The sequence below is a fragment of the Variovorax sp. GW822-FHT04E09 genome (genome assembly GCF_058800845.1).
On sequence record NZ_JBXAMR010000004.1, the window covers coordinates 646,938 to 658,476 of the forward strand.

Here is an 11,539-nt window from a genome sequence, read left to right on the forward strand (position 1 = left end):
GTGTCGTTCTCTGGATGGGCCGAGCTCCTGGCCGGCGGATTGATCACGGGCGGCATCTATGCGCTGGTGGCCATCGGACTGAACCTGCAGTACGGGCTGATGCGCATCATGAACATCTCGCACGGCGAGTTCCTGATGCTCGGTGCCTTTCTCACCTGGTGGGCACACACGGCGCTGGGCGTCTCGCCGCTCCTGTTCATGCCGGTGGCCTTCGTGCTGCTGATGGCGCTGGGCATGGCGGTGCACTGGCTGTGCTTCCGGCAGGTGGCGGCGCGCGCGCCGAACGTCGACGTGTTCGAGGCGCGCAGCCTGATGGTCGGCTTCGGCCTCATGTTCTTCGTGCAGAACACCGCCCTGCTCGTGTGGGGCGGCGACCTGCGCGGCTACGACTACCTGGCCGAGCCGGTGCAGCTGGGCGAGATGCGCTTCACCGCCAACAAGCTCGTGCTGTTCGGCGTGGCACTGGCGCTGAGCCTCGTGCTCATCGCGCTGCTCAAGCTCACGCTGCTGGGCAAGGCGGTGCGCGCGCTGATGCAGTCGCCCACCGGCGCGCAGCTCGTGGGCATCAACACGAAGCGGCTGCACCCGCTGATGTTCGGCATCGGCCTGGGCCTGTCGGGCGTGGCGGGCGCGCTGCTGTCGATGACCTACGAGATCTCGCCCTCGATGGGCGAGCCCTACACCGTGACGGCGCTGATCGTCATCACCCTCGGCGGCTTCGGCAGCATCGCAGGCAGCCTCGTCGGCGGCCTGCTGCTGGGCGTGGTCGAAGCGCTGGGCATGCACTACACGAGCCCCTCGCTCAAGATGCTGCTGTCGTACACCGTGTTCATCGGCGTGCTGATCTGGCGGCCCAACGGACTGTTCTCCAGAAGATGAATTCCCTTTTTCAAAACAAACCGTGGTGGGTGCTCGCCCTCGGCCTCGCGCTGGCTGCGGCCGTGCCGTGGGTCGCGAGCGAGTTCATCGCTTCGGTCGCACTCGGCTGCCTGATGTACATCGCGCTGGCCACGAGCTGGTCGCTGTTCTGCGGTGCCACGCGCTACCTGTCGCTGGCCACCTCGGCCTTCTTCGGCCTGGGTGCGTACGCGAGCGCCACGCTGCTCGAGGTGCTGCCCTGGCCGCTGGTGATCCTGAGCGGCGCGGCCATCGCGAGCGCGGTGGCGGTGCTGATGGGCGCGGCCGTGCTGCACCTGCGCGGCACCTATTTCGCCGTGCTGACCTTCGGCATGACCGAGCTGATCCGCCATGCCGTCACCTTCGTCGAGAAGCAGGTCTCGGGCACCGTGGGCCGCGTGCTCACCGTGGTGCCATCGAACGAGACCGTGTACCTCACGGTGCTGGCCATCGCGGGAGTTGCGATTGCAACGGCCCTGCTGATCAAGCGCAGCCGCTTCGGCCTCGCGCTGTCAGGCATCGGCGCCGACGAGCAACGCGCGCAGACGCTGGGCGTCGACACGCGCCGCGTGAAGATCGCCGGCTTCGCACTCACCGCCGCCTTCGCGGGCGCGGTCGGCGCAGCCATGGCGGTGCGCTGGACCTACATCGAGCCGGCAGCCGTGTTCAGCCCCTTCATCGGCTTCCAGACCGTGCTGATCGCGATGATCGGCGGGGCCGCCAGCATCGGCGGGCCGGTGGCCGCGGCCATCGTGTTCAGCCTGCTGTCGGAGACGCTGCGGCTGCAGCTGCCCTACGGCTACATGATGGTGCTGGGGCTGCTGCTCATCCTGTGCGTGATGTACCTGCCCAACGGCCTCGCGTCGCTGTGGCAGCGCAAGGCGGCCGCGTTGCGGAGGCACGCACCATGAAGGCCACGCCACTTCTCGAAGCCCGCGACCTCACGGTGCGCTTCGGCGGGCTCACCGCCGTCGACGCCGTGAGCGCCACGCTGCATGCGGGCGAGCTGGTCGGCATCATCGGCCCCAACGGCGCGGGCAAGACGACCTTCTTCAACGCGATCTCGGGCGTGGTCATGCCGACCTCGGGCCGGCTGCTGGTGGAAGGCGACGTCGACCTCACGCGGCGCGGCCCGCACCTGTACGCCGCCCACGGCATCGCGCGCACCTTCCAGACGCCGCGCGTGATGGCCGACATGACGCTCGAAGACAACGTGCGCTTCGGCATGCAGTTCGCGGGGCGCCGCCGCGCGCCCATCGCGGGGTTGGGCAGCACCGGCGAGATCCTCGACATGCTGGGCCTGGGCGGCCTCGCGACGCAGATCGCGGCCGACGTCACGCCCTCGCAGCAGCGGCTGCTCGAGATCGGCATGGCGCTCGGCACCCGGCCGCGCGTGCTGCTGCTCGACGAGGTGGCGGCCGGCCTCACCGAGGCGGAGGTCGATGCCATGGCACGGCGCATCCGCCGCCTGCGCGACGACCACGGCCTCGCCGTCGTGTGGATCGAGCATGCCGTGACCACGCTGCTGAAGTACGTCGAGCGCGTGCTGGTGCTGCACCAGGGCCGCAAGATCGCCGACGGCACGCCGGCCGAGGTCGTGCGCAATGCCGAGGTGGTCGAGGCCTACCTGGGCGACGAGATGGAGGCCACGGCATGAGCGGCACGCAACTCACTGTGCGCGGTCTTGAGGCCGGCTACCACGGCTTCCAGGTCATCCAGGGCCTGGACCTCGACGTGATGCCGGGCGTCACCGTCGTGCTCGGGCCCAACGGCGCGGGCAAGACCACGCTCCTCAAGGCGCTCGCGGGGCTGCTGCCGCGCACCGGCGAGGCGATGCTCGACGGCACGGCGCTGCCATCGGCCGACGCCACCGCCTGCGTGCGGCGCGGCCTGGCGCTGGTGGCCGAGGGCCGCCAGCTGTTCCCGCAGATGACCGTCACCGAGAACCTCGAACTCGGCGGCTGGCTCATTCCCGCACGGCTGCGCGCCGAGCGCCTCGCGCGCGCCTTCGACGACTTTCCGCGCCTGAAGGAACGCGCCACGCAGCTCGCCGGCACCATGAGCGGCGGCGAGCAGCAGATGGTCGCCGTGGCGCGCGCCCTGATGAGCGGGCCGCGCCTGCTGATGCTCGACGAGCCCTCGCTCGGCCTGGCGCCGCGCATGGTCGACGAGCTGCTCGCCATCGTGCGCCGCATCGCCGACCAGGGCGTGACCGTACTCATGGTCGAGCAGAACGTGCGCAAGGCTTTGCAGGCCGCCGACCGCGGCTACGTGCTCGAGCGCGGCCGCGTCGTCGCCTCGGGCGAAGCGCAAGCGCTGCTGCATTCCGACGCCGTGCGCCAGGCCTACCTGGGCGCGGCCTGAACACCCCTCTTCCTCTTTCTTGCAAAGGACACCCATGACCGACATCTCCATGCTCATCGACGGCGAACGCCGCGCGGCCACCGGCGGCGCCACCTTCGAGCGCCGCAACCCGCTGGACGGCGGCATCGCCACGCGCGCCCCCGCCGCCACACCCGCCGACGCCGTGGCCGCCGTCGACGCCGCGCAGCGCGCCTTCGCCACCTGGTCGCAGACCGGCCCCAACGAACGCCGCGCCCTGCTGCTCAAGGCCGCGCACGCGCTCGAAGCGCGCGCCGACGCCTTCGTGCAGGCCATGGCGCGCGAGACCGGCGCCTCGGCGCTGTGGGCGGGCTTCAACGTGCATCTGGCGGCCGGCATCCTCACCGAGGCCGCGTCGCTCACCACGCAGATCGCGGGCGAAGTCATTCCGTCCGACGTGCCGGGTAGCCTTGCCATGGGCGTGCGGCAGGCGGCCGGCGTGGTGCTGGGCATCGCGCCATGGAACGCCCCCGTGATCCTGGCCACACGCGCCATCGCCACGCCGCTGGCCTGCGGCAACACCGTCGTGCTCAAGGGCTCCGAGCTATGCCCCGAGACGCATGCGCTCATCATCGAAGCGCTGGCCGAGGCCGGCCTGCCCAAGGGCACCGTCAACTTCGTGACCAACGCGCCGGCCGACGCGGGCGCCGTGGTCGAGGCCATGGTCGCGCACCCGGCGGTGCGGCGCGTCAACTTCACGGGTTCCACGCGCGTGGGCCGCCTCATCGCGCAGACTTGCGCCACGTACCTGAAACCCGCCGTGCTCGAACTCGGCGGCAAGGCGCCCTTCGTGGTGCTCGACGACGCCGACATCGACGCGGCCGTGAACGGCGCGATCTTCGGCGCCTTCGCCAACTCGGGCCAGATCTGCATGTCGACCGAGCGCCTCGTGGTCGACAACGCCGTCGCCGACGAATTCGTCTCGAAGTTCGCCGCCCGCGCACGGGCGTTGCCGCTCGGCGACCCGCGCGAAGGCCCCGTCGTGCTGGGCTCGGTCGTCGACATGAGCACCGTGACCCGCTGCAACGCCCTGATCGACGATGCGCTCGCCAAGGGCGCCGTGCTCGTGTGCGGCGGCAAGGCGCAGAACACGCTGATGCCCGCCACCGTGCTCGACCACGTCACGCCCGCGATGGCCATCTACCACGAGGAATCGTTCGGTCCGGTGAAGGCGGTCGTGCGCGTGAATGGCGTGGAAGAGGCCGTGGCGGTGGCCAACGACAACGAGTTCGGTTTGTCGTCAGCGGTGTTCGGCCGCGACGTGGCGCGTGCGTGGAACGTCGCGCAGCGCATCGAGGCGGGGATCTGCCATGTCAACGGACCGACGGTGCACGACGAGGCGCAGATGCCGTTTGGGGGGGTGAAGGCGTCGGGTTATGGGCGGTTTGGGGGGCGGGCCGGCGTCGAGGCGTTCACGGAGCTGCGGTGGATTACGGTGCAGACGACGGCGCGGCGGTATCCGTTCTGAGCAAGGCCAGGGCTGGCCGGTCGCAGCGCTACTTCGCAGGCAGGTTCGCCAGTTCCGGCATCGGCGGCTGCGTGGGCCGCAGGCGGATGCTGCCGAGCAGCGCGCTCAAGCGCTCCATGCTTTGGTCGAACGGCGGTGGGTTGACGCTCAGCTCTGGAGCCTCGAGCCGGGTGTAGCTGCGCATGTCCACCAGGATCGAAGGCAGCACGAACGTGCCCTGCCAGCCCCCATAGCCCGTGAACACGCTGTAGACGTTCATGGGCTTGCCTTCGTTGTCGGGCTTCTGCGCCGCAAAGCCGCCTTGCTGCGCGGTGAGGCCACCGATCTTGACAATGCGGGGGCCGATTTTCTTCGTCACGTACTTGTCGGCCAGCTCCTTCTCGTAGCCCCCAATGTGGCCGGTCAGTGCGCGGCCTGCGGCCGTGAGGGTCGTGGTTTCGGGGCCGAGCCGAGGATCGACGTTGGACGTTTGAATGGTGTAGAGCACCCCGGGCGCATCGTCGTAGCGGATCGACATGCGATTGAAAATCGTCGACTTGCCATCGTCGGCGATGAAGCCGTAAGGGATGCAGATGCCGAGGTCTTTGGGGATCTCGCCGGCTGCGCGAGGGCGGAAGCGCTGAAGGAAAGGGAGGAACTCTTTCTGGTGTGCGGCCTTGCCAAGGTCGCTTCCGCTCTTGAAGGCGTAGATATAGCCGTTGCGTTCGATATAGGCATAGAAGTAGGACCCATCCGAGTCATGCCCTGCACCTGGCTGCAGCGGTGAACCACGTTTCCAAAAGCCAAAGCTTTCAGGAATCCCCAAGTCCAGTGTCTTCCAATCAGCCTGCACTTCAGCCAAGGCAGCTTGCAGCTCCTTCACCGCCGCCAGATCATCGGCCCTCGCCCCCTCGATGTCTTTCCTCTTCTCATCAGAGGCTGTAGCCATTCTCTTTTGACGATCATCCGCGGACTCTTGGCGACTCCTTATCTCGGAATTCAATTCTTCCATCCGATAGCGCTTTTCGCTCTCGTGACTTTCCGCGAACTTTTGCAGATTGGATGTCTGATCGATCTTTACCGTCGCAACATCCACAGTGCCGATTCGCAACCGATCCTGGCCATCGCGGACGTTCTCCGAAAATTTGCGGACTCCGAATGTTTCGCTCCGCCGGCCATTAGCCACCGGCCACTGCACCGGCCGGGTCACATCGAACACCAGGCGCCCCAGGCACTCTTGAGACGTACCGCTCGGCGACACATAGCCGGGCGCCGTGGATTCGAGCAGTTCCTTGGCATTGGGCTTGGGCACCACATACTTTTCTTCCTGCCGCTCCTGAGTGGTCTTGCGCGGCTCCTGCGAATTGGAGGGCTGGCAGCCTGTCAGAAGGACCAGCAACAAAAGAGCTGGAGCCGCAGTGTGCGTTGAAGAAGGCATGGGTCGGTGAATCAAACATTTTCTCCTTGGGGAGCCGTCGCAGTATTGGTCATGGACGCCAAGGCGGACTGGACAGCTTCGGGATTTTGTGTCGGACTGGGCATCTGGTTCGCAAGCAAGGTCAGGTTCATGCGCGAGCGGTTGTTCTCTCCCTGTGTCCAGGCAACGGGGAGCGCAACGATAAAGCCCTGGATGTCTTTAGGAGCGGATTCGAGTACCCTGCTTTTGGCATCCCAGGTAAACGATTCGTCACGCGGCTCTGTATCTCGCCAGAAGCGCTCGTTGAAAGGCATGTAGTGCTCAAGCACCCCCTTCTTGCTGTCCCAGGTGGGCCAGATGGAACTGGGCCCCTGTGCCTTGGGCAGGAACTTGAACGCTGCCCTGTAGGCCTTTGCATTCGCCGCCGCCACCTTCTGAATCGCCTGCCATGTCGCAGGAGATGCTGGGTGTGTAAGCACCGTCTCCAGGCTGCTCGCCGGATGCGTCGCCCCATCGGTCAATCCAAACAGCTTTCGCCACAACCGCACTCGCAGGTCGTGAACGGCCGCGCCCACATCCACGCTGTCTTTGCCGTTGAGGGCAACTTTCACCTTCGTGTCGTCGTTCACGATGATCGCCAACTCCGAATCCCGGTCACCCTGCATGCTGCGGTCGTTGATGTTGGCACTGCCCAGCACCGCTACGCGGTCGTCGGCAATCAGCAGTTTGGAATGCACGTAGCACTGTTCGGTCATCGGGCGGCCCCCCAGGGTCGTCCAATTGCGCAGATTCAGCAGAGTCAGGTACTTGGACCATCGCTCACCGACGATTCTTGACAGCTCTCCCCCCGTTGCGCTCTCGGCATCCAGCGCACGTACGGCAGACCTCGCTGCCTCTTCGCTCATCTTCTTCTCGTGCACATACTCACCCAGCATCACCGCTCGCCGCACACCGTTGAGCAGGCTGTCGTCGGCGAATACCAGCGACTGCATCGTCAGATGCAACTGCGCCATGATGTTCATTGTGTCGAGCGTGCCTTCCGGGTGCATCGGCAGCACCAGGTAGACATGGAAGTCGCTCTTTTCGAGCACAGCCCGCTCGATGCGCCGCACCAGCGCCCTGCCCACAGGGTTGAGCAGCGCTGGCTGCTCTGGCCCCAGCTTGTTGGTGATCTCTGCCATGGCTGTGTTCTTGATCGTCGCCATCACGTCGTTCATGAAGTCGGCACCGCCGCCCCTCAGGTCGCGACGCACATCGTCGATCTTGCTCCAGATCAACTTGCTTGCAATCTCATTCGCGGGGACGCCTTCGATGCCCAGCATGCGGGCGTACTTGCGGTAGCCCGGTGACATGCGGATGTCGATCAAGGCGCCCATGGGACCGGAAGGCATCGCATCGCGCGGTGGAACTTGCTTGCCGCACGCCGTCTGGTAGAACTGCCCCTCGATGTAGATGAAACACTGCGACCCGGCGATGGCCTTCAGCATGCCCTTGAGGCAGTTGTTTTGCGCGTAGCTGTCGGCCCTCTGCGGCGCGCCGAGGGCCGCACCTTCATCGGCAAGCAATCGACGTGGTGCGCTGCGCAACACCTGCACCCAGGATTTGCCGGGCTTCGCCGCGGCGGCTGTTGCTGCAGCAGGCACATGTGCAGCGGGAATGCGCGGCAGCTTCAACGGCTTGAAGGCCGCAGGCGGCACCCCGAGCACGTCGTAGATCTGTTTGATGACGCCGTTGACGCCCTGCACCAGGCGTGCACTGGATCCTTCGTATCGCTTGGCAATACCATTCCAGCGGCGGACGAAGTTGCGACTCAGGTCATGTACCGAGGGGCCTTCGACGCGACATTGCACGTCGTGCCAGGGCATCCGGGGTTGCTTGGCAGGGTCGACCACCTTGGGCGGCGGCAGCGTCTTGCCAAGTTTGCGCAGATTGGCGTACGGCTGCTTGCGGTTGGAGGCACCAGAAGTCAACAAGCCCAGAAGCGAAAAGGTCAACGCCTCGAAGGCTTTTCTCGTCTCTTCCAGCAGCTTGGGCGGAAGCCCGCTCATGTCGATGTTGTTCAGCCACGCGACCACGACGGTCGCACTGTCGATTGCATTGGCGGTCCCGCTTTCGTTCAGTCGATCGAACTGGTTTTGCAGGGATTTGTCGAGGCTGCCGTAGGCCCAGCGAGATATGCCTTGGGCAGCATCGAGAGGGATATCCTGCAGCTGCCGCATGAACTCAGGCACCAGGTCGATGGCACTCCACCAGTCGGCGAACTCCTTGTGCGTGTCTTTCACTTTGTCGCTCACGGCACCGATCGCGTCCTGTGCAACGGCCACCGGCTTGATGGGGGCCGATGTGACGAACTGCGCCGCCTCTGCGACCTTGCCTTCGAAGCAGGCGGCGACCAGTTCCGCACGCGTCAGGTACTTGACTTTCTCAACGTGGCTGACTTCGTGGATGGGCGGTATGCAGGTGTTGTAAAGCTCCTTGTTCGTGCGGCCACCGGACTCGAGCTTGAAGGCGCCATCGTCGTTGCGGCCATAGGCCAGGTCCATGCCGCCCATGAAGGCATATTGGTTGTCGACGACCACGAGTTTCTGGTGGTGCGCAAAACCGATGTTGAGTGCGCCGGACATGTCGCTCTGTGCAATGGCCGGGAGGCAATGCGCACGATGCGGCCCTGTGCGACCCGCGTTCAGGTGATGGAGCACCAACATGGTCTCGAAGTCGCCAGTGTCGACACCGATCTTCGGTGACATCCAGGGCATGACAAACACGTCGGCATGGTTGAGCGCCTCGTCCAGAAGCTGGAACAGCATCTTTCCGTCCTGCGTGATCTGGACGTCGAAGTTCACCTGCCAGCCGGCGATGAAGATGCATTTTTTTGCATTCTTGATGGCGGCTCCGACCTTGTCGAAGTATTCCTTGCCTGAGACGTAGAACTCGACCTTGTTTCCGCTTCGAACGTCGGAAAACTGATCTCCCCAGACTTGCTCCTTGTCTTGCCCCGGCACCTTGACGCCATCTTGAACGAACCAGCCGGGGATGCTCTTGGCCGGCGCGACAGGTTGGTGCTTGCCGTCCCACAGCTGAGTGATCTGTTTTTGGGTATCAACCATGTCGAATCTCTGTTACTTCTTGACGTGCTCGTAGAGCGTGCCTTCGCTCGCGGCGCCCAGCGCCTCCTTGGCGTAGGCGAGGTTGGGCTGCACCTGTTTCGCAAAGCGGGTTTGCTCGCGTTGCCCGGTGAAGTCGGCCGCGTCGAGGGCATGGAGCATCCGGTCTTCGGCATTCCAGTCATCGGATTCCTGCACGCCAGTCAACAAGACTGTCTGCCCCGGATAGACCAGCCAGATAGCGCTGGGGTGTGTTCGATAGGCCTGCTCCAGCGCCTTTTCCTGATCGTCCGACAAGACGAGCTTGCCCTCCTCATCCGTTTTTCCCTCCGCGACCAAGCACCTTTCGTCGATGGTGTACAGCGCTGTCGGCGCGTCTCCGGTCGCGATGCGCCAAGGCGTATGGGCCAGTGCGTGCCCTCCTGTTCCCGGTGTGTCAGCGAGGCGCAGATCGAACTTGATGCTCGAGGCGCTCAGCGTAGAACGGACAAAGGTCGGCAAGCGATAGTCCTTGGCGGTCGGCCCGGCCAACTTCCGCTGCACCGAGTGATAAGTGATCTTCCCCGGACACTCGAAGGTGATGTCCCCATCCTGCAGCGTGATCGACGCACCCTGCGCCGTCGCGATGCGGATCTTCTTCTTGGCCGCGAACTCCACCGTCTGGTCGGTGCTGGCGATCTTCAGGGCCTCCTTGGCCTGCACGCGCAGTTCGTCGTGCTGCGCCTGGAAGTCCAGGTCGTCGTTGCCCGCGATCACCGACAGGCCCGTGTCCGCATCGGCCTTCTGCGCCCCGGCCAGCACGCCGATGGCCTGACCGCTGTGCACGCGCAGCACGTCGGCCAGCGCCAGGTTGATGTCGCCGCCGCTGGCCAGCGTGGCGGTCTCGCCGCTGACGATCTGCAGCTGCTGGCCTGCCACCATCGCCAGTCCGCCGCGTGCGGCCAGCGCGATCACGGCGTCGCTGGTGTGGGGCACCTTGCCTTCGCCCGTGGCGACGGCCTTGTCGGACGCATCTGTGTAGGCGGCATCGAGCGCATCGGCGGCGACCATGCCGCTGGCGGTGCGCTCCATCGCGGCGTAGGGCGCGCGCTCCTTGTCGAGCTGCGATTCGTTGGCCTTGTTGGCCCCGATGTGCCCGGCCAGCTGCACGGTCTCGTGGGTCCTGGCCGCATCGCTCAGAGCCTGACCCAGCTGCTGCACCTGCTTGAGCAGCGCCATGCCGGCGGCGAAGTCGCCCACGGGCTCCAGCTTCTGGCCGCCTGCACCGTGGTACGTGCTCAGCAGCACGCCCTTGCCGCCGCGCAGGGCCGCATAGCCGTCGGTGCGCAGCTCCAGGCCCTGGCCTCGGAAGCTGCCGCGGAAGTTGTCGGCCTGGTGGATCAGGTGGCCCAGGTTCAGCTGGCTGTGGGCGGTGCTCGCGTGCAGCTGCACGCGCAGCTGCTGGTTCGAATCGTCGAACACCAATTGACTGAAGCCCTCACCACCGAACTCCTTGGTCTTGAAGCCGCTCAGGGCCGCGGCGTTGCGGTGGCCCTTGTCGTCGGCGCTGGCGCCGTGCCAGGGTGGGGCGTGGCCCGCCGCGAGGTTGGCCTGGGCGCTGGGCGAGGCATTGCTCGCCTGGGCGAAGGCGTCGTTGGTGTCGTTGCTGCCCTGTTCGCTGTTCTCACCGGCACGCGATGCGCCGCCGGGCGTGGGGGCGATGCCGCCGTCGCCGCGACCGTTGTACAGCGCGCCGACGATGACGGGCTGGTCCACATCGAGGTCGACGAACTTGACCAGCACTTCCTGGCCGATGCGCGGCAGCCACTGCCAGCCCATGCCGGGGCCCGCCTGGCGCTGGGCCACGCGGATCCAGCGGGTGCTGCGGTTGTCCTGGGCGCTGTCTCCATTGCTGTTGTCGCTGGCGTTGTTCTGCCAGTGGAAGCGCACGCGCACGTCGCCGCGGTCGTTGCAGTACAGCTCGTCGGCGCCGTTGGGCGAGGTCTCGCCCGAAGGCCCGACCACGATGGCGCTGTGCACGCCGCTGGCCGTGGGCCTGGCGTGCAGGCGGGCACCGTCGGCCGCAGCCAGGGCGGGGCGCCAGGGGCGCGGGGCGTGCACACCCGAGAAGCTGTTGGCGTAGCCCTGGGCCTGGGCGATTGCCAGGCTCTGGGGCTGCGGGTAGATGCTGTTGTCGTTGCTCGAGCCCGTTGCGGCCGACACCAGACCGAACACGTCGGCCTCGGCCGTCACAGGGGCGCAGGGCTGGTCGAACACGAGGTGTTCCGTCAGCGCGCCCAGCTGCGCCGCAAT

The 11,539-nt window shown here is 66.1% G+C and carries 8 protein-coding genes; 5 read left to right on the forward strand and 3 right to left on the reverse strand.

Features of this window, described 5'->3' with window-relative positions:
- Genes AC1RL8_RS20100 through AC1RL8_RS20120 form a run of 5 tightly spaced genes read left to right on the forward strand, consistent with a single transcriptional unit; the run spans position 1 to position 4,747 of the window.
- Complete coding sequence (locus AC1RL8_RS20100; protein WP_492685721.1) at positions 1–879, forward strand: branched-chain amino acid ABC transporter permease; 879 nt, start codon at positions 1–3, stop codon at positions 877–879.
- A complete protein-coding gene (locus AC1RL8_RS20105; RefSeq protein WP_492685720.1) occupies positions 876–1,808 on the forward strand; it encodes a branched-chain amino acid ABC transporter permease in 933 nt (310 codons plus the stop codon). The genes AC1RL8_RS20100 and AC1RL8_RS20105 overlap by 4 nt, the downstream gene beginning before the upstream one ends.
- Complete coding sequence (locus tag AC1RL8_RS20110; protein ID WP_095747464.1) at positions 1,805–2,554, forward strand: ABC transporter ATP-binding protein; 750 nt, start codon at positions 1,805–1,807, stop codon at positions 2,552–2,554. The genes AC1RL8_RS20105 and AC1RL8_RS20110 overlap by 4 nt, the downstream gene beginning before the upstream one ends.
- A complete protein-coding gene (locus AC1RL8_RS20115) occupies positions 2,551–3,261 on the forward strand; it encodes an ABC transporter ATP-binding protein (protein ID WP_492685719.1) in 711 nt (236 codons plus the stop codon). Before AC1RL8_RS20110 ends, AC1RL8_RS20115 begins: the two co-directional genes overlap by 4 nt.
- Positions 3,262–3,295: 34 nt before the next feature.
- On the forward strand, positions 3,296–4,747 hold the full coding sequence (locus tag AC1RL8_RS20120) for an aldehyde dehydrogenase (RefSeq protein ID WP_492685718.1): 1,452 nt from the start codon (positions 3,296–3,298) through the stop codon (positions 4,745–4,747).
- Positions 4,748–4,775: 28 nt separating this feature from the next.
- Here AC1RL8_RS20120 and AC1RL8_RS20125 read toward each other — a convergent pair whose 3' ends face one another.
- The 3 genes from AC1RL8_RS20125 to AC1RL8_RS20135 form a co-directional block, all read right to left on the reverse strand.
- Positions 4,776–6,164 carry a T6SS immunity protein Tli4 family protein gene (locus AC1RL8_RS20125; protein ID WP_493196593.1) on the reverse strand — a complete coding sequence of 463 codons (1,389 nt, stop codon included), beginning with the start codon at positions 6,162–6,164 and terminating at the stop codon, positions 4,776–4,778.
- Between the two features lie 11 nt (positions 6,165–6,175).
- The gene (locus tag AC1RL8_RS20130) at positions 6,176–9,250 is read right to left on the reverse strand and encodes a phospholipase D-like domain-containing protein (RefSeq protein WP_492685716.1); all 3,075 of its coding nucleotides are present in this window, start codon (positions 9,248–9,250) and stop codon (positions 6,176–6,178) included.
- A gap of 12 nt (positions 9,251–9,262) precedes the next feature.
- Positions 9,263–11,539 (reverse strand): type VI secretion system Vgr family protein (locus AC1RL8_RS20135; protein WP_492685715.1); only part of this gene is annotated, 2,277 nt, incomplete at its 5' end.